Origin of the sequence: Salinimicrobium sp. TH3 (assembly GCF_026676115.1) — a bacterium.
In the GTDB taxonomy this organism is placed as follows: domain Bacteria; phylum Bacteroidota; class Bacteroidia; order Flavobacteriales; family Flavobacteriaceae; genus Salinimicrobium.
On record NZ_JAPONB010000003.1, the window covers coordinates 14,094 to 34,387 of the forward strand.

General features: G+C 42.0%; 19 protein-coding genes. 3 read left to right on the forward strand and 16 right to left on the reverse strand.

What is annotated here, in order from left to right:
• The first annotated feature begins 19 nt into the window (after nt 1–19).
• A complete protein-coding gene (gene kdsB / locus OU683_RS05805; protein WP_268136176.1) occupies nt 20–775 on the forward strand; it encodes a 3-deoxy-manno-octulosonate cytidylyltransferase in 756 nt (251 codons plus the stop codon).
• Between the two features lie 103 nt (nt 776–878).
• Nucleotides 879–1,724 carry a DUF2911 domain-containing protein gene (locus OU683_RS05810; RefSeq protein ID WP_268136178.1) on the forward strand — a complete coding sequence of 282 codons (846 nt, stop codon included), beginning with the start codon at nt 879–881 and terminating at the stop codon, nt 1,722–1,724.
• Between the two features lie 150 nt (nt 1,725–1,874).
• Here OU683_RS05810 and OU683_RS05815 read toward each other — a convergent pair whose 3' ends face one another.
• The 9 genes from OU683_RS05815 to OU683_RS05855 all read right to left on the reverse strand — a co-directional run bounded on the left by OU683_RS05815 (nt 1,875) and on the right by OU683_RS05855 (nt 10,936).
• Complete coding sequence (locus OU683_RS05815; RefSeq protein ID WP_268136180.1) at nt 1,875–2,849, reverse strand: Gfo/Idh/MocA family protein; 975 nt, start codon at nt 2,847–2,849, stop codon at nt 1,875–1,877.
• Nucleotides 2,839–4,542: a sodium:solute symporter family protein gene (locus OU683_RS05820; protein ID WP_268136182.1), complete on the reverse strand. Its 1,704-nt coding sequence runs from the start codon at nt 4,540–4,542 to the stop codon at nt 2,839–2,841. Before OU683_RS05820 ends, OU683_RS05815 begins: the two co-directional genes overlap by 11 nt.
• Nucleotides 4,543–4,650: 108 nt before the next feature.
• Nucleotides 4,651–7,179 carry a PIG-L family deacetylase gene (locus OU683_RS05825; RefSeq protein WP_268136184.1) on the reverse strand — a complete coding sequence of 843 codons (2,529 nt, stop codon included), beginning with the start codon at nt 7,177–7,179 and terminating at the stop codon, nt 4,651–4,653.
• A 54-nt stretch (nt 7,180–7,233) separates the two neighbouring features.
• Nucleotides 7,234–7,773 carry a mechanosensitive ion channel domain-containing protein gene (locus OU683_RS05830; protein WP_268136186.1) on the reverse strand — a complete coding sequence of 180 codons (540 nt, stop codon included), beginning with the start codon at nt 7,771–7,773 and terminating at the stop codon, nt 7,234–7,236.
• A 63-nt stretch (nt 7,774–7,836) separates the two neighbouring features.
• The gene (locus tag OU683_RS05835; RefSeq protein WP_268136188.1) at nt 7,837–8,424 is read right to left on the reverse strand and encodes a Maf-like protein; all 588 of its coding nucleotides are present in this window, start codon (nt 8,422–8,424) and stop codon (nt 7,837–7,839) included.
• 1 nt (nt 8,425) lies between these two features.
• On the reverse strand, nt 8,426–9,346 hold the full coding sequence (locus OU683_RS05840) for a geranylgeranylglycerol-phosphate geranylgeranyltransferase (RefSeq protein ID WP_268136190.1): 921 nt from the start codon (nt 9,344–9,346) through the stop codon (nt 8,426–8,428).
• Nucleotides 9,347–9,349: 3 nt separating this feature from the next.
• The gene (locus OU683_RS05845) at nt 9,350–9,676 is read right to left on the reverse strand and encodes a DMT family transporter (protein WP_268136192.1); all 327 of its coding nucleotides are present in this window, start codon (nt 9,674–9,676) and stop codon (nt 9,350–9,352) included.
• Complete coding sequence (locus OU683_RS05850) at nt 9,673–10,185, reverse strand: KdsC family phosphatase (protein ID WP_268136194.1); 513 nt, start codon at nt 10,183–10,185, stop codon at nt 9,673–9,675. The genes OU683_RS05845 and OU683_RS05850 overlap by 4 nt, the downstream gene beginning before the upstream one ends.
• A complete protein-coding gene (locus OU683_RS05855) occupies nt 10,169–10,936 on the reverse strand; it encodes a Rossmann-like and DUF2520 domain-containing protein (RefSeq protein ID WP_268136196.1) in 768 nt (255 codons plus the stop codon). Before OU683_RS05855 ends, OU683_RS05850 begins: the two co-directional genes overlap by 17 nt.
• Nucleotides 10,937–11,063: 127 nt before the next feature.
• On the opposite strand from OU683_RS05855, the gene OU683_RS05860 reads away from it, so the two are divergent.
• Nucleotides 11,064–14,273 carry a cytochrome c biogenesis protein gene (locus tag OU683_RS05860; protein ID WP_268136198.1) on the forward strand — a complete coding sequence of 1,070 codons (3,210 nt, stop codon included), beginning with the start codon at nt 11,064–11,066 and terminating at the stop codon, nt 14,271–14,273.
• A 153-nt stretch (nt 14,274–14,426) separates the two neighbouring features.
• On the opposite strand, the gene OU683_RS05865 is transcribed toward OU683_RS05860, so the two are convergent.
• The 7 genes from OU683_RS05865 to gcvT form a co-directional block, all read right to left on the reverse strand.
• Nucleotides 14,427–15,269, reverse strand: a complete 843-nt coding sequence (locus OU683_RS05865; RefSeq protein WP_268136200.1) for a pirin family protein — start codon at nt 15,267–15,269, stop codon at nt 14,427–14,429.
• 43 nt (nt 15,270–15,312) lie between these two features.
• Nucleotides 15,313–16,041, reverse strand: coding sequence for an NYN domain-containing protein (locus tag OU683_RS05870; protein WP_228913361.1), 729 nt, complete (start codon nt 16,039–16,041; stop codon nt 15,313–15,315).
• 129 nt (nt 16,042–16,170) lie between these two features.
• Complete coding sequence (locus tag OU683_RS05875; RefSeq protein WP_268136203.1) at nt 16,171–17,058, reverse strand: cation diffusion facilitator family transporter; 888 nt, start codon at nt 17,056–17,058, stop codon at nt 16,171–16,173.
• A 144-nt stretch (nt 17,059–17,202) separates the two neighbouring features.
• The gene (locus OU683_RS05880) at nt 17,203–17,931 is read right to left on the reverse strand and encodes a YebC/PmpR family DNA-binding transcriptional regulator (protein ID WP_228913359.1); all 729 of its coding nucleotides are present in this window, start codon (nt 17,929–17,931) and stop codon (nt 17,203–17,205) included.
• Between the two features lie 57 nt (nt 17,932–17,988).
• Nucleotides 17,989–18,279, reverse strand: a complete 291-nt coding sequence (locus tag OU683_RS05885; protein ID WP_268136204.1) for a 4a-hydroxytetrahydrobiopterin dehydratase — start codon at nt 18,277–18,279, stop codon at nt 17,989–17,991.
• A 73-nt stretch (nt 18,280–18,352) separates the two neighbouring features.
• Nucleotides 18,353–19,171, reverse strand: a complete 819-nt coding sequence (locus tag OU683_RS05890) for a sugar nucleotide-binding protein (protein WP_268136206.1) — start codon at nt 19,169–19,171, stop codon at nt 18,353–18,355.
• Nucleotides 19,172–19,174: 3 nt separating this feature from the next.
• Nucleotides 19,175–20,257: a glycine cleavage system aminomethyltransferase GcvT gene (gene gcvT / locus OU683_RS05895; protein WP_268136208.1), complete on the reverse strand. Its 1,083-nt coding sequence runs from the start codon at nt 20,255–20,257 to the stop codon at nt 19,175–19,177.
• Nucleotides 20,258–20,294 lie beyond the last annotated feature (37 nt).

Here is a 20,294-nt window from a genome sequence, read left to right on the forward strand (position 1 = left end):
ATAACAGAATCAACAAATTATGTCTACACAACAACCTCTCAAAATAATTGCAATGATCCCGGCCAGGTATGCCGCCACACGTTTTCCCGGGAAACTGATGCAGGACCTGCACGGCAAAACCGTCATTTTGCGAACCTACGAAGCCGCACTAAATACTAACCTTTTTGACGAGGTCTATGTGGTGACCGATAGCGATATGATCTTTGAAGAGATCATCAAAAATGGGGGAAAAGCCATTATGAGCAAGAAGGAACACGAGTGTGGGAGTGACCGTATTGCCGAAGCAGTAGAAGATATGGATGTGGATATAGTTGTTAATGTGCAGGGGGATGAACCTATGATCGATACCGCCAGCCTGGGGTTACTTCTAAATGTTTTTCGCGGTAAAGATGCCGATCTTATTGATCTTGCCTCTTTAAAGGCGCCGCTAGTGGATAAGAAGGATATTGAAAATCCCAATAATGTCAAAGTGATCACTAACAAAGAGGATTTTGCGCTTTATTTTTCCCGTTCGCCCATTCCGTATCCCCGTGAAAAGAATTCTGGCGTAATCTGGTTCAAACACATTGGGATCTATGCTTTTAGAAAACAGGCTTTACTGGATTTTTACCGTCTTCCAATGCTTAAACTTGAAGCTACGGAAAAAATTGAATGCATACGATACCTGGAATACGGAAAAAACATAAAAATGGTCGAAACAAAAGTGAAAGGGGTAGGGATAGATACTCCTGAAGATCTTGAGGAAGCGAGGAAGATCATAGCTGCCGAAAAATAGGGGTTGAAAATTATCATTTTTGGCTGCCTTGAACCGGTGAATTTTTCGTGCAGGCTGCATGGTGAAAATCTATATCTTTGGGGAAAACCAACCTGATATTATCATGAAAAAAATTTTATTTGTTCTTTTTGCAGGGCTAATAAGCAACTTTGCTTCTGCCCAAATCGAAGTCCCACAACCCAGTCCCACTGCTAAAATTGAGCAGGAGGTAGGTCTTACCAATGTGGATATAAAATATTCCCGCCCGGGGATGAGAGGCAGAACCATTTTTGGAGATCTTGTGCCTTACGGAGAAAAATGGCGTACCGGGGCCAACAGTAATACCATCATTTCTTTTGATACCAACGTTACGATTGAGGGGAAAGAGCTAAAAGAAGGAACCTATGCTGTGTATACCATTCCGGGGGAAAATGAATGGGAGGTGATCTTCTACAAAGACAGCAATAACTGGGGCCTTCCACAGGAGTGGGATGAGAATAAAGTTGCTCTTAAAGCCACTGCCAAAGTACAGGAAATGCCAATGGCTATGGAGACTTTTACCATTCTCATAGATGAACTCAAAAACGATTCTGCTGCCCTTAATTTCATCTGGGAAAATACTGTGGCTACTTTGGACTTTAATGTTCCAACAGACGAGCGTGCTATGGCCAGTATCCAGCGAGTAATGAATGGGCCTTCGGCAGGAGATTATTTTTCTGCAGCTACTTATTATCACGACGAGAAAAAAGATCTAGACAAAGCTTATGAGTGGATTAAGAAAGCTGTTGAAATAGGTGGAGAAGATGCCTATTGGGTAGTGCGCAGAAAGGCCTTAATTGAAGCTGATCTTGGAAAAAAAGAAGAAGCTATTTCCACAGCTAAAAAATCTCTTGCCGCAGCAGAAAAAGCAGGAAATAAAGATTACATAAAATTGAATAAAGACTCTCTAAAAGAGTGGGGAGCTCAATAAAATAACATTTAAAAAGGGCTGTCTAAAAAGGTGGTGAAACGTCATTCTGAAATTATTTCAGAATCTCATTGTGTTTGTTTTCAGAACTTAGTAGAACCTGAAACAAGTTCAGGTTGACGTAAAATCTTACTTTTAGACGGCCTTTTCTTTTTAATATTCAAGCCCAATTTGCTTCCTTATCTCATCCAGCACCGTAATTAGTTCAAGACTTTTTTCAGGGGTCATTACGTTGCTCTCGATCCTTCCTTTCCTCAACATTTCCTGAATGTGTTTTGCCTCATATTCATAGCCATACGAAGCCACATCAAAGGTCTTGCTTATGGTTCCTTCGGCTGTAGTAATTGAGACGGTAGAAGGTTCGTGCCACCTTGAGCTTATCCTTATGCTTGCTTTCTCCAGTTCAAATTCGGCAGTGGTGGGAGTTTTTTCTGTGATACTGCTTTTTAGTTCAGCCTTTGCTCCATTGGGGTACCTAAAATATACATCACAATTTTCATCCACCTCTGTTGTTCCCAGTTTTGCATTGGCTTCAATATTTTCAGGGACTCCCAGAGTATGAAGAGCAAGAAATACGGGATAGATACCAATATCCAGCAAACTGCCGCCTCCAAGGCTCTTTCTAAAAAGCCTTCCGTTCTCGTCAAAAGGCGCATCAAAACCAAAGTCGGCAGTAAGCTTCCTGATGCTTCCGTATTTTCCGCTTTGCAGCTCTTCCATTAAATATTGTATGTGAGGCAAAAAGGGTGTCCACATTGCTTCCATGAGGAAAACCTGCTTTTCCCTGGCTGTCGAGATCATTTCTTCAACCTGCTCCCGGTTTATTGCAAAGGGTTTTTCGCAAAGGACCGGCTTGCCATGATCCAGGCAGAGAAGAGTGTGTTCGTAATGAAAGACGTGAGGGGTAGCCACATATACCACATCAATTTCCTCATCCTGCAGCATTTCCTCATAAGATCCATAAGCTTTCTTTGCTCCGGCTTCTTTAGCAAAGGCTGTTGCCCTTTCGGTAGATCTGCTTGCCACTGCAAAGAGTTCTGCGTCTTTGACTTCTTTAAGGCTGGTGGTGAACTTTTTTGCTATTTTTCCGGGGCCAATAATTCCCCATTTAATCTTCTCAGTCTTCATTTTTCACTATTTCTGTAGTATGCGGTTGGGAAGTCTGTATGATCACGGCCAATGTTATGACCAGTAGACAACCTACAAGGTTTAACCACAGGTATGGCATCACCTCTTGAAAATACAGCACAAAAATGATTGCCTGTGTTATTAAAGCCGCAATAAAAGTGGCATTGCTTTTTACGTAGTTTATAAAGAAAGCGAGCAAAAATATTCCCAGCACATTTCCATAGAAGAGGGAGCCTATGATGTTCACTAACTGAATAAGATTGTCAAAAAGATCTGCTATGCTGGCCACGGCAATGGCGATAAGTCCCCAGCCAAGGGTAAACCATTTGGACATGCGAACGTAATGCTCCTGTGTTTTTTCACCTACATTCCTTTTGTAGAGGTCAATCATGGTGGTCGAAGCCAGGGCATTTAATTCTGAAGCTGTTGAAGACATGGCTGCCGATAGAATTACTGCCAGCAGCAATCCAATAAGTCCCCGCGGGAGATTGTTCAGGATAAAATGTATGAACACATAATCCTTGTCATTGGTTTCTATTTCAGGATTTGCCCTGTTGATCAATTCTGTTGCTTCCTGCCGTACCTGTAATTCGGCTGCATTGAGCTGCACGAGTTCATTTTTAAAGGAATCACGATCTCCTTCTGAAAATTTTCCGGCGTTGGCGTAATCAAGGGATTTCTGCTGTTTTTGATCCTGAATTTGCTCCAGTTCTGCCTGAAGCTTGTTGTATTCCGAAGAATGTTCAGAGTTGATGACGGCATTGGTGGCTGCCGGATTAAAATTTAGTGGTGAATAATTGAACTGGTAAAAAACGAAAACCATGACCCCTACCAACAGAATGAAGAACTGCATAGGGACTTTTAGTAGCCCGTTGAAGATTAGTCCCAGCTGACTTTGCTTAACAGATTTTCCCGAAAGATACCGCTGTACCTGGCTCTGGTCTGTTCCAAAGTAGGAGAGGGCAAGAAAAGTTCCACCTATGATCCCGCTCCAAAAAGTATAGCGGTTGTCAAGATCTAATGAGAAATCCAGAATATCCAATTTTCCGCTGGCACCGGCTATTTCAAGCGCTTCGGGGAAGCTGATCTCTTCTGGAAGGTATTGAATGATTAGTACCAGGGCTATTATCATTCCCGAGAAGATTACCGCCATTTGCTGTTTTTGAGTGACATTGACAGCTTTGGTTCCGCCGGAAACCGTGTAGATGGTCACCAGGATCCCAATAATAATATTGAGGGTCGTAAGGTTCCAGCCCAGGACCGCCGAAAGAATAATAGCCGGGGCAAAAATGGTAATTCCCGCCGCCAGCCCACGTTGAACAAGAAAGAGAAAAGCGGTTAAGGTCCTTGTTTTTAAATCGAACCGGGTTTCGAGATATTCATATGCTGTATAAACCTCCAGCCTGTAGTAAATGGGAATAAAGACCATGCAAATGATGATCATCGCAATGGGCAAGCCAAAGTAGAACTGCACAAAGCCCATCCCGTCATGGAAGGCCTGTCCCGGGGTAGAAAGAAAAGTTATTGCACTGGCTTGTGTGGCCATAACAGAAAGTCCCACCGTCCACCACCTGGCTTCATTTCCTCCCCTTATATAATCCTGGACATTTTTGCTGCCGCGTGTTTTGTAGACACCGTAGATTACGATGAAAGCTAGAGTGCCGGCTAAAATGATCCAGTCTATTTGCTGCATATCAGGAAAATATTGTCATGAGCACGTAAAACAGGAAAATATAGACAGCATTAGCTATAAGAACTACGGTATATGATCTTTTCCACTGATATTTCTTCGGACTTCCCATTAGTTCGAATTGTGATTATTCGCTGGTGGAGTAGGTTCATTCTTTCCCAGGGAGATCATATTAGCAAAAAGCCTAAAGGCCCCGGGTACACCGGCGGGAAATTCCCTGAAAAAACTTAGTCCCGTATAAATAAAGTTGCCCTTACCATAAGGCGCCACAAGCAAACTTCCCTTTTTTGAAGTTTCTCCTTTGTCATTCATCGCCAAAATGGGAGTAAATTCTTTTCCCCATTGATCCGGGAAGTAAAGACCGCGCTCCTGCACCCATCCTTCGAAATCTTTAGAGGTGATTTTATTAGGAGTGTTGAGGATGGGATGAGTTGGCGCCAGGAAATTAACTTCAGCATTTTCATCGGTCACCCTGTCCCTCGAAAGTTGCAGTTTATAGGGAGCGAGTTCCTCGGTTACGAGTCCGCGGCTGGTGTTGTACTGCAGGATCAAATTTCCGCCTTGTTCTACAAACTCAAATAGTGCGGTCTGTCTATGCCGAAGTTCTTCTACAGTGTTGTATGCGCGTATTCCTACAACCACGGCATCATATTTAGCTAATGAGGAAGCAGAGATATATGCGGGATCCACCATTTCTACCGAATAACCTATTTGTTCCAGAGCCTGCGGAACAACGTCCCCGGCCCCCGAAATATAACCTATCAAATTTCCCCTTTTTTGGATATCCAGTTTTACAAGTTGTGTTTTATTTGGAAGCACCAGTGTTTGCAGTGGAATATGCGGATAATCCATTTGAAGCACAGTTTTTGAATATTCTGTTCCGTTCACTACAGCTACAGGATTAAATGTCACCTTATCCTGAACAGCCGGTGGATGCACTTCAAAAGTAAAAGTCACTTCCTCACCTTTTCGAAGGGTGTCAAAAATGTGATTTTCGGGAGATATTTTCCAGCTGCTGATTTTTCCGGGTTCAAGTATTCCCGAAATATTATTTTTCATGGCCTTCACAGTTACCGGGATCTTTCCCGGGGCACCGTTTGCAAAGACCATAACTTCGGTTCCTACTGTGACCGAAACTGCCGGCACAACTTCGAAAGGCCTGTAGGTTTCCCCTGTAACGGGATCAGTGAACTTATAAGTAATATTTCTTTCAAAAGGAATATGCTCATCGTTGATCCTCACCATAAATTCCACCTTTAGGTCCCGTGGAGTTTCTGGTAAACCTGTTAGATCCTTGTTTTCGACTTTATACATCCCAAGGCTGCCTTCTTCATTAAGCCAGTAAGGACTTGTAAAATTAATGTTTTCGGGAATTAAAAAATCCACTTCTTCAACCGAAGGACTGTTATTGGTAAGGGAAAGATTCGTAGAGATTTCTCTTCCTGTCGGCTGTAGTTTTACTGAGACGAGTTCTGCGGGAATATTACTTCGGTTAATAGCTTCCAGGTTAAGTTTTACTTCTTCTCCCGGAGTAGCCAGTGAAGAACCGGCCACAGCTTCCAGGTACAGACCCATGGAAGCGGCAATTATACTTTTTATTTGTTCCGATTTGATATCTCTCCAGTGCCTGTCTTCCAGGTTTTGGATTAACCGGTAAGCTTTTACTAATTCAGGTACACTGGCAGCGGGGTTCTCAAAATCAAAGTTCTTTTCCACACCGGCGAGGATCTCTCCAATCTTTTTTCCACCTTTTACGCGGGTCCAGGTGGTGTTGATCCCGTGAAATACATCTTTGTTGTTCTTTGGATGTTCTCCTTTTAGAAGTTCAATATATTCCGCAGCACTTCCTCGGGTTCCTGTGCTTCCAAAGCCCTGGGATTGATGTTGACTGCGGCTAAGGGAAGCAATCTCGGTATTCGACATGCCTTTTAGCGGGAAATAAACGCCGGTGTCAAAACTGAGGAAATGGGACTTATCGGCTGCATCAAATGCTTCCTGGGAATTATAGAACCAGGGAGAGGTGTTGAAAAACAGCTTTTTTGGCTGCCATGTTCCCAACTCCTCTGCCTGCTCCGGATAGGCTGATTTTTCTCCGGCAAGATCAAATGCGCGGCTGCTTAAAATGGCCGATGAGGTATGATGGCCGTGAGTTTCCCCGGCCGAATTAGCATCAAAGCGGTTGATGACTATGTCCGGTTTAAAAGACCTTATGGTGCGAACTACATCTTTAAGAACCTCTTTTTCATTCCAGATGTTAAGGGTTTCTTCGGGTGTTTTGCTGTACCCAAAGTCATTTGCGCGGGTGAAGAATTGTTCCCCGCCATCTATTTTTCTTGCAGCCAAAAGTTCCTGGGTGCGTATTACTCCAAGCAGCTCTCTAAGTTGTGGCCCAATTAAATTTTGGCCGCCATCACCACGAGTTAAAGAAAGATATGCAGTGCGGGCATCAAGTTCATTACTAAAATAGGAGATGAGTCGGGTATTCTCATCATCGGGATGAGCAGCTACATATAGCACAGAACCAAGAAAATTGAGTTTCTCAATTTCAGAATATATCTCGGAAGAACTTAATTTTTCAGGTTTTTGAGCCTGAACAAGAGCAGTAATGAAAAAAAGAAAAAGGCAAAAAAGCTTTCGCATAGGATTTTCTATTGATATGCTTTCAAATATAACAAGAATCCTCACCAAACCATGTTAGAGAGCATCTTTACCTTCATCTGCATGATATTCTTTTTCAACTAAAGAAACTGCTTTTTGCAGGATGAGGTTATTAGGATAGGTGATCAACTCCCCTTCAAGCGTTCTTAAATGCAGGTGAAAAGCTTTAATGTCTTCAATAATAGCTTCTACAGGCATGTCTTTATCATGGATCTTGATTCGGCTTCCAATTTTATATGGAAAGGAAAAGAATAGGATAATACCTGCTGTGATATTACTAAGTATCGACCAGATGGCAAACATGGCCACTCCAATTATCGCGAACAGGGAGGAAAAAATAAGCGCAATTTCCTGCGCATTATAGCCCCATGTAAGGGAAAGCAGAAAGATAGCGATTATTGTGACCAGGATATTGATGTACTTAAACATAAGCCTGGTACGGGTTATATGGATCTCACTGCGGTGGCCTACACGGTGGGCTGCCTTTTTCATAATGAATTGCAGGATCCATAATCCCAAAAGAATGGCAATAGTGGTAATTATTTGATTCCGGCTGAAAAAAAAGATGTCTAACATTCCTGAAAATGAATTTTTGTAAATATACTTTTTAGGATTAGGATGCTGAAATTAAGCTGAAAATTATTCAGCAATCTCCCGTAGGGTCTGGTACACCAGGTGAGTGGGCAGGCCTACCACATTGAAATAACTGCCTTCAAGATGTTCTACACCAATAAGGCCAATCCATTCCTGGATACCATAAGCCCCGGCTTTATCAAAAGGTCTGTATTTATCTATGTAATATTTGATCTCATCCTCTTCCAGGCTGCTGAAGGTAACCCGAGTGATCGCATGGACGGTTCGTAGCTTTTCTACCGTTTTAAAGCAAACAGACGTAATGACCTCATGCGATTTTCCCGAAAGAGCTTTGATCATTTCCAGTGCCTGGGCAGGATCTTTAGGCTTTTCCAATGCTTTTCCTTCGTGCCATACAATTGTGTCACTGGTAATAAGAATATCACTGGTGGAAAGTTCCCCGTCAAAAGCTGCAGCTTTGAGTTCTGCCAGATAATTAGTGATCTCCACATCCTTTAATTCTGAAGGATATTCTTCTTTTACCGGCTTTAATCTTATTTCAAAATCTATCTCAAGGTCATTGAAGAATTGTTGCCTTCGGGGAGAACCTGAAGCAAGAATGATATGATGGTCTTTTAGTTTTTCCTGTAACATATTATAGTAATACAAATCTATAAAGGCCAATAGAGAATATCCCTGCGGCCAGGATTAATTTAAGCACCAGGCTAAGGTGGTGGAAATCTTTTTTAGTTTCGGCTCCCACAATTTTTACCAGAAAATAGAGAAGAGGGGCTACCACGGCAAACATAATGTAAAGCATGGCAGCCCGGCTTTCATAAAGGTACGTATATAAATAATAAAGCACTCCCAATAGCGGTAGCAGGGCAATTATGAAAATGATAAAGTTAGTTCGGCCTCTGCCCAGCAGCACAGGTAGAGTATTATACCCTGCATTGTAGTCGCCGGTGATATCCTCCTGGTCTTTTACCATTTCCCGAAGAAAATTCACTAAAAAAGCAAAAATGCCATAGTCAAGAAGGATCAAAAAAATTACTTTTTGAGTAGAGAGATTTTTAGGGGTGATGGACGGCACGAGATCAAAAATTCCCACCATGACAATGATCATGGCGACCATCACGCTTACCACAAGATTCCCAACCAGGACAGTTCCCTTGATCTGGGTAGCATAGAAATAAAGGAAAGCAGACGGCAGGATAAAAAGTGCAACGAAAGAAGGTTTGCCAACAATATTACTAAGGTAAAAACCTATTCCCACTCCAATGATATTCAAAGCTATAAACCAGTTCCAGGCAATTTTTTCTGAAATCTTTTGACTAATGATTAATTTTTGAGGCTTGTTGATCTTATCGGCCGCTATGTCATAAATGTCATTTATTATATTCCCGGCTGCAGCAAGAGAAATCATGGAAAGAACGAGCAGAGAAAAATTAAAATGGTTAAGAACTGTTGCAATATTGAAAGGCTCAAACAGGAAATACTTTACCAGTACCTGCGTGAGAATGATCATCAAAAGATTTGGAAGCCTAATCAGCTTCAAAAATGCGAGTACAGGCATTGATTAAGCTGAAACGAATTTAAGCCCTATGATCGAAGCTATAAGTGTAAAAAGGAAAAACAGCCGCCAAAAATGAACAGGTTCTTTAAAAATAAAGATCCCGATCAAAACCGTACCAAAAGCTCCTATTCCCGTCCACACAGCATAAGCAGTACCAATGGGAAGGGCTTGAGTGGCTTTGTATAAAAGAGCCATGCTTACACTAAGGCAGGCAAAGAAACCTGCCATCCACCATAAGGAAGTGCTGCCGGTTGTTTCCCGGGCTTTTCCAAGGCAGGTTGCAAACCCTACTTCAAAGAGTCCGGCGATAATGAGGAGGAGCCAATTCATTTGTGGTCATTCCATTTGCCCTGCACTTTTAAAACCTGCTCGATCACATCCCGTACGCAACCTTTACCGCCTTTTTTGTGAGATACATAGCGGGAAATCTCCTTTATCTCGGCTGCAGCATCCTGTGGGCAGCAAGGCAGCCCTACTTTTTTCATTGCATATAAGTCGGGGAGGTCATCTCCCATATAAAGCACTTCTTCGGGATTGATATCGTAAACATCAAAAAATTCTTCCATTTGCTCCACCTTGTCGGGACAGCCCAAATAAATGTCGGTAATTCCCAGACCTTTAAGACGGTGGCGTACGCCTTCATTCTTTCCGCCAGAGATGATGCAGATGGTGTATTCTTTGTCTCTGGCATATTTCATTGCGTAGCCATCCTTAATATCCATAGTGCGAAGAAGATCGCCGTTGCTGCTTATTTGAATAGATCCATCGGTAAGGACCCCGTCTACGTCAAAAATGAATGTTGTTATCTGGCTAAGGAATTCTTTATAGCTTTTTTCCATGGAAGGTTTGAATTGCTGAAGTTAAGAGTTTATAGATTTCCCGGTTTTCTTCAGAAGATTCCAGGAGTTGTAGATGAGCATCAATTGTGGAGCGGTCATTTCTTATGGCCGGTCCCGTTTGTACTTTTGCCGGGGATGCATGCTGGACTTTCCTTGAAGTTTCTGCAATGAGGGGCTTCAAAATTTCAAACGGAATTCCGCTTTTTTGACAGATCTGTTCTCCAACCGCGTACAGGTGGTTTACAAAGTTGCACACAAAAACCGCCGAGAGATGTAATTTTTTTCTTTGTGCCGAAGAGATCTCATAGCTTTTCCCAGAGATCATTCCCGCCACCTTTTTAAGCAACTCCAGGTCATTGGGAGAATTAGCCTCCAGGCAAAACGGGATCTGCGAATAATCTACTTCATTGTCTTTAGAGAACGTCTGGAGCGGATAGAATACTCCTCTTCGGGGGCAGTCGGCCAGGGCATCAATAGCAACAGAGCCCGAAGTATGAACTACCAGTGCGTCTTTTTGCTGAAGTTTTGCGGCAACTTCAGGAATGACATCATCTTTAAGAGCCATAATATAAATATGGGCAGAGGTAAGTTCAGAAATACTTGTGGTCACTTCAGTTTTATTTCTGAAGAAGTCGAGGGTATTATTAGAATGATTGTAGACCTGTTTGACATGGATTTCTTCCGAAGCTGTAAAAGCTTTGAAAAGATGTGTAGCAACATTGCCTGTCCCCAAAAGTACAATTTCTGTCATGCGGCAAAAATACCAAATTTCTTTAACTCCGATGGCTGCTGCTGCAGGAGAGAAAATGTAGTATTAATAAAATCTTAATTCCTCATAAATTCCTTACTTTTGCAGGGTTTAAAAAAACAACCCCTCGATGCAGAAAAAAATAGCTTCTATCATCTTTTCCACCCGGTTAATGGCCTTCCTTTTTATTGTTTTTGCCGTAGCGCTGGGACTGGGAACTTTTATTGAAAACTGGTATAGTACGGCGACAGCCAAGGTATGGATCTACAATGCCCTTTGGTTTGAAGTCATCATGGCTTTATTCGTTGTTAACTTTTTAGGAAATATATTCAGGTACCGGCTTCACAAAAAAGAAAAATGGTCCTCTTTATTGCTCCATCTTTCCTTCATTTTTATACTTGTTGGTGCTTTTGTCACCCGTTATATTAGTTATGAAGGCATGATGCCCATAAGAGAAGGGGCGACAGAAAATACTTTCCTTTCAGAAAAGACATATTTGATGACTTTCATCGACGGTGAGATGGATGGGGAGCCGCGAAGAAGGGTAGTGGAAAATGAGGTGCTTTTGGCACCCGGTGCTTCCAATGAATTTTCTTTCAATACAGATTATGATGGGCAGCCGGTAAAACTGGAGATCCTCGATTACATTCACGGAGCCGAAGAAGGTCTTGTAGAAGATCCCGAAGGTGATAATTACCTTAAGATCGTGGAAGCAGGAGGTGGTGACCGGCATGATCATTTTCTTAAGGAAGGCGAAGTTTCCAATATCCACAATGTCTTGTTCGCTTTTAACAAACCTACCGAAGGTGCGATTAACATAACCCATGAAAATGGAGAATACTCTATTTCTTCTCCCTTTGAAGGAACGTATATGAGAATGGCCGATCAACTGCAAGGTGAAGTTGCCGCCGACTCTGTTCAAACGCTTTTGCTGCGTTCTCTGTACAATATGGCGGGGATGCAATTCGTGTTACCCGATCCTGTGATAAGAGGGAAATATGACGTAATTCCTACCGAAGAAAAGACCGAAGGCCAACAGGATGCTGCGGTTGTGCGTGTCACCACTGCCGGGGAATCTCAAACAGTTAAATTATTAGGAGGGCAAGGAAGGATCACAGATCCTTTGAAGCTTAACCTTGGCGGACTCGAATTTTATGTCAGATACGGGTCTAAAGAATATGAGCTTCCTTTTTCCATTAAGCTCAACGATTTTATTGCCGAAAAATACCCCGGCACCGAAAAAAGTTACTCTTCATTTAAAAGTAAAGTGACGGTCATTGACGAGGAAGAAACTTTTGATTATGAGATTTTTATGAATCATGTCCTGGATTATGAAGGTTACCGCTTTTTCCAGGCCTCCTTTGACCCCGATGAGAAAGGAACTGTCCTTTCTGTAAACCACGATTTTTGGGGCACCTGGATTACTTATATCGGTTATACATTATTATACATTGGTTTAATGTGGGTCCTGTTCGCAAAAGGATCCCGTTTTGGAGAACTTAAGCAAATGCTTGAAAAAGTGAAGAAAAAGAAATCTAAACTTACGGCTATTCTACTGGTGCTGTTCTCTACAACTGCAGGTTTTGCCCAGGAAGATGGACATGAGCATGAGAATCCTTTAACTATTCCAAAGGCACAGATCGATTCGATTATAAAGGCAAATGTGGTTTCCGAAGAGCATGCAGCGCAATTCGGCCAACTCGTAGTGCAGGATGCCGGCGGAAGAATGAAGCCTGTCAATACCTATTCTTCAGAATTACTTCGTAAGCTTAGTAAGAGTTCAGAATATGAAGGTTTGTCTTCGGACCAGATGATCATTTCCCTTACAGAGAATCCAACTATCTGGTATAATGTCCCCATAATCAAGGTCAAAAAAGACAATGATAGTATTCGTCACATCGTGGGTGTGCCTGAGGAACAGGAATTTATTGCTTTAACCAGCTTTTTTGACAGGGAAGGAAATTATAAACTTTCTCCCTATCTGGAGCGGGCATATATGGCCTCGGTTCCCAATCAATTTGAAAAGGATTTCATTGAGACAGACAGGCGGGTGAATCTTCTCTATAATGCCCTGCAGGGGAAGATATTAAGGATTTTTCCAATCCCGGAGCACGAGAACAATAAGTGGGTTTCCTATCCCGAAGCTGCCGAGGCAGGTTTTAAGGGAATGGATTCAGTATATACCAGGCAGATCCTTCCAATGTATTTTAATGCGCTGCAAACTGCCAAGGAAACCGGAGATTATGCTCAGGCAAACGAATTGCTAAGCAGTATCAAGGGCTTTCAAAAGAAATTTGGAGAAGAAGTAATACCTTCCGAAGAGAAGATAAAAACAGAGATACTTTACAACAAATACGATATATTCCGGAATCTGTTCTGGATGTACATGTTGGCCGGAGTTCTTATGTTGGTCCTGGTGATCTCCCAAATCTTTAGGGATAATAAATTTATAAAGGGGTCTATTACTGTAAGTAAGGTGGTGATCATTATTCTCTTTGCCTTACATACTGCAGGATTAGCGGCCCGCTGGTATATTTCGGGTCACGCTCCCTGGAGTGACGCCTATGAATCGATGATCTATGTGGCGTGGGCTACAATGCTCTTCGGACTTCTCTTCGGAAGAAAAAGTGATCTTACTATTGCATCCACGGCTTTTGTTACGGCCATGATCCTTATGATCGCTCACTGGAACTGGATGGATCCTTCTATTGCCAATCTACAGCCGGTATTGGATTCCTACTGGTTGATGATCCACGTTTCGGTTATTGTTGGTAGTTATGGACCTTTTACTCTGGGGATGATCCTTGGGGCGGTGGCCTTGCTTCTTATGATCTTCACTACAAAGAAGAACAAAAAGAAAATGGACCTTACCATTAAGGAGATTACTATTATTACTGAAATGGCTCTCACAATAGGTTTAGTGATGTTAACCATTGGAAACTTTCTTGGAGGGCAGTGGGCCAATGAGAGCTGGGGCCGTTACTGGGGTTGGGATCCAAAAGAAACCTGGGCTTTGGTGAGTATAATGGTTTACGCTTTTGTAATACACATGCGCCTGGTGCCGGGAATGAGGAGCCGTTGGTTGTTTAATTTTATGGCAGTAATTTCCTTTGCCAGTATCATGATGACCTATTTTGGAGTAAACTTTTACCTCTCCGGTCTGCATTCCTATGCCAGCGGAGATAAAGTAATTACACCAGATTTCATATATTATTCGGTTGCTGTAGTAGCACTTTTAGGAGCAGTCTCTTATTGGAGATTCACTAAATATTATAAAAAGGGTAACCGCAGCAGGCTAACTGCAGACTATATCAAGAAGAAAAAGAAGAAAGATAAATAGTTGTTATTGTTAAGTGGTGGCTGAAATTTTGTTTCCCACTTACTTCAAAATATTGAACTAAAAAATCCTGCTGTAAGGCAGGATTTTTTAATTCTATACAGGGTGGAGGAATTTCTTTAGGAATGAAATTTTTCCGCTGGATTAGCCTGAAAACTACTCAAACTTTCCCTGCTGGTAATCGGCATAGGCCTGTTCTATCTCTTCTACAGTGTTCATAACGAATGGCCCCTGTGCGATCACGGGTTCATTAAAGGGCTCTGCATGACCAAATAAAACTATACTTTCTGCCAGGGCTTCTATTTGAAGCTCTTCATCATCATTATTGAATTCTACCAGGTGTAAGGATTGGATGATTTCTCCATTGATCTTTATTTCTCCTTTAATGACATAACACAGGATGTTGTGGTCCTTCGGAACAGTGGCGGTAAAAACACCTTCGCGTTCAAAGAATATTGTGCTTAGGTTAATACCTGTAGAGGTTTCAAAGGCCCCTTGGGTATCATTCAAACGTCCCGAAACAACCTGAGCTTTAACCTTGCCATCCTTGAAAGTTGTAACTGGAATTTCCTCTTTTTGCAAGCCTTTATACTTTGGTTCTGTCATTTTAAGTCGGGCCGGGAGGTTAACCCACAGCTGCAGGATCTCCAGTGGTCCACCTTCTGCTTTAAATTTTTCCGAAGAAACTTCTGCATGAGTTAAGCCTTTACCGGCAGTCATCCACTGCACCCCGCCGCTCTCGATCACGCTATTGTTTCCGCCGGAATCTTTATGAGCGATGTCTCCATCCAGTATGAAAGTAACAGTTTCCATTCCGCGGTGAGGATGAGGACCAAAAGGCAAACCTTTATTTCCCGGAGAATACCTTTGTGGCCCATGATGGTTGAGGAAAAGAAATGGATCTATCATTCTTAATGACCTTGTGGGCATTGGAGAATAGGTAATAAGGTCGGCTATGGGACGATATTCCGCTTTATAGGTTCTTTTAATGGTTCTCATTAAGCAATATATTTAAGAGGTGTCAAAAATGTCATTTCTGGACCTATTCCTTGTTACGTACGTAGATAAGTTTATATTTTCCCCTGCCTTGATTTTCCCGTGATTCAATCTCAAATTTGTCGATGGAATTGATCATAGGGGTTAGTTTTTGGAAACCGTAGTTACGGGAATCAAAGTTTGGTTGCTTTTTTTGCAGTAAACTTCCCACATCTCCAAGGAATGCCCAGCCATCATCATCGGCAACATCAGAGATCGTGGAAGCTATCAATTTGATCACTTTATTGGTGATCTTGTCGTAATCACTTTTCTTGGTCGTCTTTTCCTTGCTTGATTCCTTGGACTCATTTTTTAGGATCTCGATGTAAATGAATCTATCGCAGGCTACGATAAAAGGATCTGGGGTTTTCTTTTCTCCAATTCCAATCACATTCATACCGGCCTCTCTTAGTCTTGTTGCAAGACGGGTAAAATCACTGTCACTGGAAACCAGGCAAAAACCATCTACTTTTTGTGAATAAAGAATATCCATGGCATCGATGATCATAGCCGAATCTGTCGCATTTTTTCCTTGTGTATATCCATATTGCTGAATAGGAGTGACAGCATTTTCAAGCAGCACATTTTTCCATTTTACAAGATGGGGTTTGGTCCAGTCACCGTAAATTCTTTTTATCGTTGGGTTGCCGTATTTGGCGATCTCTTCCATCATTTCCTTGACATAGGCCGAAGGTATATTGTCGCCGTCTATTAAAACCGCTAATTTTACATCCATTAATTTAAAATTTCTTGATTATCCTATAAAGATAGGGAATTGGCTTCTACCCTGCAGGCGGGGGAGCAGGATTAGTATTTATTTAGCAGAGGGGAAGGTTAAAAAAAAGGATGTCAAAAATGGCATTTTTTAGGAGTGGTTTGTGTCGTGCGGCTCGATGTGGATGAGGATATCGGCCACCTCGGGCATTTCATGCAACAGGCGATCTTTAAGATTGTGAGCAATTTCATGACCCTGGTTGACCGAAAGTTCACCATCAACAATTACGTGGAGATCTACATGAAAAGTCATTCCGGTTTTACGGATAAAACATTTTTCGGTCTCAATTACTCCCTGCTCTTTTTGAGAGATCTCCCGAATTTCTTCAACCATGTCATCATAAAGATGTTCATCCATGATTTCTCCCAGGGCAGGCCTTAAGATGAGATAGGCGTTGTAAAGAATAAATCCTGAAGCAAACAGAGCCGCCCAATCATCGGCAGTTTCGTATCCTTTTCCCATAAAGAGGGCAATGGAAATTCCAATAAAAGCCATTAGGGAAGTGATAGCATCACTACGGTGGTGCCAGGCATCGGCTTTTAAAGAGCTGCTTTTTGTTTCCTCACTTTTTTTATTGATGAACCTGTAAAAGATCTCTTTGGTCAAGATTATTGCCGCCAGAACTATCAGGGTATAAGGTTTTGGTACCTTGTGCGGAGTTTGTATGTTTTCAATACTTTCCATTACAATAATGGTAGCCGAAACAACCAGGAAACCCACCACAGCAAATGTGATAAGAGGTTCTACACGACCGTGCCCATAAGGGTGATTTTCATCTGCCGGGCGGGCAGAATATTTTAAGCCAAAAAGCACGAGAAGGCTTGAAAAAACATCGGTGGTAGACTCTATGGCATCGGCGATAAGCGCATAGGAATTTCCGAAGATACCGGTCACACCTTTTATTACGGCTAAAGCCGCATTTCCAAAAATGCTATAGTAAGAGGCTTTGATTGCCTTTTGGTGCGCGTCGGTTTTCATGGAATCCAATCTAAAGAGGCTGCTGGAAAAGCAATTTAAAAAGTCTTTTCTCAGTTTAATTTTAATCTGAATTTCAGTAATGATGAAAACCTGAAAACAAGATTAGGTTGACAAAAATAAGGCTTTTAAAACAGGCTCTTATAGTTATTCTTCCTCTTCAGTAGATTCTTCCATGGTGTGATATACATGCTGTACATCATCGTCCTCCTCCAGCTTTTCCAGAAGTTTCTCAACATCGGCTGCTTCTTCGGAAGATAATTTCTTTGTTACCTGTGGAATGTATTCGAATCCTGAAGAAATGATCTCAATGTCGCGGCTTTCCAATTCCTTCTGAAGGGCTCCAAAAGCTTCAAAAGGAGCATAAATAATAATGCCGTCTTCATCTTCGAAAACTTCTTCGGCACCAAAATCGATTAGTTCAAGTTCAAGTTCTTCGGCATCAAGACCCTCTTTTGGGATCCTGAAGTTACAGGAATGATCAAACATAAATTCTACAGAGCCTGAAGTGCCTAAGTTCCCGTCGCATTTGTTGAAATAGGACCGAACATTGGCAACCGTACGGTTATTATTATCTGTAGCGGTTTCCACCAACACAGCAATCCCGTGTGGGGCATAACCTTCAAAAAGAACAATTTTATAGTCGCCCTGGCTTTTATCTGACGCCCGTTTAATCGCGCGTTCGATATTATCTTTGGGCATGTTGACACTCTTTGCATTTTGGATCACGGCCCGCAACCTGGAGTTGGTGTCGGGATCTGGACCGCCTTCTTTTACGGCCATTACAATATCTTTCCCAATGCGAGTAAAAGCTTTGGCCATAGCAGACCAACGTTTCATTTTGCGTGCTTTCCTAAATTCGAATGCTCTTCCCATTTCTTTGTATTAATTGTCGGGTAAAAATAGGAAAAATCATCAAGCTCTTAAAAAAGATTATTCCCCTGCATCTACTATATTTTCAATGGTCCGGGCCAGTTTGAAATCTTTTTCGGTCACTCCGCCGGCATCGTGGGTGGAAAGGGAAATTTGGAGTTCATTATAAACATTTGACCAGTCGGGATGGTGTTGCTGGGCTTCGGCTTCAAATGCGATCCTTACCATAACCGAAAATGCTTCTTTAAAATTTTCAAATTGGAAAGAGGTATGAATGGCATCATCTTTAAACTCCCATCCTTCAAGGTCTTCCAGTCTCTTTTTGATCTCGTTTTTGTCTAGAATTTGCATAACTTCAGGTTTAGTTTTTCTAAAGTTACATAACCTTATAGAGGCCAAAATAGAATTAGTAGAAGATTAACAACTAGGAAACAAGGGTGCTTGCCACTACATCCTGGATTGAGATCTGTAAATTCTTTGGCAGCAGGTTATCTTTTGGTATTACGGCCAGAAAACGGTCAAAGTTGGAGTCGTAAACATTCTTAAGCAGTGGCTTCTTTTCTCCCAGAGCTTCACAAATTTCGCCTACCAGGTCATTGTGATGAATGAGATCATTGCTTCCCAGGTGGAACACGCCCTGGCGGTTTCTATTGACGATGTAGTGAAGTTGCTGGGTTAACTTTGCTTCAAAAGTTGCATTCACAACTACATTGGAGAAAACTTCAATAGCCTCATGTTCCTTCAGCTGGCGTTTGATCTCGTTCACGCGGGGGGAGTTGGCTCCAAAAACCATAGGCAGCCTGGCAATAACATATTTATTGTTGGGCAGTCGCAGCAGTGCATTTTCAATTTTGATCTTGAACCTTCCGTAAACACTTTGAGAAAGAGTTTTGTCATATTCGTAAGAAGGGTAATTTGTAAAGGCGTCAAAAACATTGGCCGAAGAAAGAAAAATAACCTTAGTGTTCTTGTTCTTTTGAATATAATCTATGATTTCAAAATGGGTGTGTACCTGTGCGAGGAAATTTCCGCGAAGAGCAGAAACGATGACATTAGGACGCAGGTTTTCCAGAAGGATACTTGCACTTTCCCGCTCCATGTCAAATTGATGGAATTTTTGGTTCTTGGCAAAAAAAGCATTTTCTGTGCGGTAAGTAGCGTGGGTATCAAAATAGGGGTAAAGCTCTTTATACAGGGAATTCCCGATAAAGCCGCTTCCCCCTAAGATCAATATTTTTTTCAAAAACTATCCTTTATAAAATGGCATTTTTACCACCGTAGCAGGAAGGGTTTTTTTACGTATCTGAATATTAATTTGACTTCCCGGCTTGGCCAACTCTACAGGAACATAGCCCATTCCAATACCTTTTTCAAGAGATGGGGACATGGTTCCTGAAGTTACATTGCCAATAACCTTGCCATTATCATCCACGATGTCATAGCCCTGGCGAGGAATTCCACGTTCGTTAAGTTCGAAACCAACCAGCTTTCGGGCGGGACCATTTTCTTTTTGTTCTTTAAGAGCTTCAGAATTCACAAAATCCTTTGTGAATTTTGTGATCCACCCAAGACCTGCTTCTATTGGAGAAGTAGTGTCATCAATGTCATTTCCGTAGAGGCAAAAGCCCATTTCTAGCCGCAAAGTATCTCTTGCAGCAAGACCAACCGGTTTTATGCCATAGGCTGCACCTGCTTCAAAAACCTTATCCCATACCCTTTGGGCATCTTCGTTCTTTACATAGATCTCAAATCCGCCGCTGCCGGTATATCCCGTAGCCGATATGATCACATTTTCGGCTCCGCCAAAAGGTGCCACTTCAAAGGTGTAGAATTTTATTTCTTTAAGGTCAACATTTGTAAGAGACTGCATAGCTTCGGCAGCCTTAGGTCCCTGGATGGCCAGCAGCGAATATTCATTTGAAAGATCGCGCATGTTGGCATCCATGGAATTGTGCTGAGAGATCCAGTTCCAGTCCTTCTCAATATTTGATGCATTTACTACAAGTAGGTATTTCTCCTCGTTGAAGCGATAAATGATAAGGTCATCTACAATACCACCTTCGTTGTTGGGCATGCAGCTGTACTGGGCCTTTCCATCTGTAAGTTTGGAAGCATCGTTGGAACTTATTTTCTGGATCAATGCTAGAGCATTTTCCCCGGTGATGAGGAATTCTCCCATGTGAGAAACGTCAAATACACCTACCGCTTTTCTCACGGTTTCGTGTTCAATATTTACACCATCATAAGAAACAGGCATGTTATAACCTGCGAAAGGAACCATTTTGGCTCCAAGTTCTATATGGGTAGAGGTAAGGGCAGTATTTTTCATTTAAAAATTATTTTGCGCAAATTTATTAATTTCAGAA

Bases quoted from the DNA above. Each gene is read 5' to 3' on its own strand.
- OU683_RS05860 (WP_268136198.1), top strand. From the start codon at position 11,064: ATGCAGAAAAAAATAGCTTCTATCATCTTTTCCACCCGGTTAATGGCC.
- OU683_RS05820 (WP_268136182.1), bottom strand. From the start codon at position 4,542: ATGCAGCAAATAGACTGGATCATTTTAGCCGGCACTCTAGCTTTCATC.
- OU683_RS05880 (WP_228913359.1), bottom strand. From the start codon at position 17,931: ATGGGAAGAGCATTCGAATTTAGGAAAGCACGCAAAATGAAACGTTGG.
- OU683_RS05850 (WP_268136194.1), bottom strand. From the start codon at position 10,185: ATGGAAAAAAGCTATAAAGAATTCCTTAGCCAGATAACAACATTCATT.
- OU683_RS05840 (WP_268136190.1), bottom strand. From the start codon at position 9,346: ATGCCTGTACTCGCATTTTTGAAGCTGATTAGGCTTCCAAATCTTTTG.
- OU683_RS05855 (WP_268136196.1), bottom strand. From the start codon at position 10,936: ATGACAGAAATTGTACTTTTGGGGACAGGCAATGTTGCTACACATCTT.
- OU683_RS05835 (WP_268136188.1), bottom strand. From the start codon at position 8,424: ATGTTACAGGAAAAACTAAAAGACCATCATATCATTCTTGCTTCAGGT.
- OU683_RS05870 (WP_228913361.1), bottom strand. From the start codon at position 16,041: ATGGATGTAAAATTAGCGGTTTTAATAGACGGCGACAATATACCTTCG.
- OU683_RS05885 (WP_268136204.1), bottom strand. From the start codon at position 18,279: ATGCAAATTCTAGACAAAAACGAGATCAAAAAGAGACTGGAAGACCTT.
- OU683_RS05810 (WP_268136178.1), top strand. From the start codon at position 879: ATGAAAAAAATTTTATTTGTTCTTTTTGCAGGGCTAATAAGCAACTTT.
- kdsB (WP_268136176.1), top strand. From the start codon at position 20: ATGTCTACACAACAACCTCTCAAAATAATTGCAATGATCCCGGCCAGG.
- OU683_RS05865 (WP_268136200.1), bottom strand. From the start codon at position 15,269: ATGAGAACCATTAAAAGAACCTATAAAGCGGAATATCGTCCCATAGCC.
- gcvT (WP_268136208.1), bottom strand. From the start codon at position 20,257: ATGAAAAATACTGCCCTTACCTCTACCCATATAGAACTTGGAGCCAAA.
- OU683_RS05845 (WP_268136192.1), bottom strand. From the start codon at position 9,676: ATGAATTGGCTCCTCCTCATTATCGCCGGACTCTTTGAAGTAGGGTTT.
- OU683_RS05875 (WP_268136203.1), bottom strand. From the start codon at position 17,058: ATGAAAACCGACGCGCACCAAAAGGCAATCAAAGCCTCTTACTATAGC.
- OU683_RS05815 (WP_268136180.1), bottom strand. From the start codon at position 2,849: ATGAAGACTGAGAAGATTAAATGGGGAATTATTGGCCCCGGAAAAATA.
- OU683_RS05825 (WP_268136184.1), bottom strand. From the start codon at position 7,179: ATGCGAAAGCTTTTTTGCCTTTTTCTTTTTTTCATTACTGCTCTTGTT.
- OU683_RS05830 (WP_268136186.1), bottom strand. From the start codon at position 7,773: ATGTTAGACATCTTTTTTTTCAGCCGGAATCAAATAATTACCACTATT.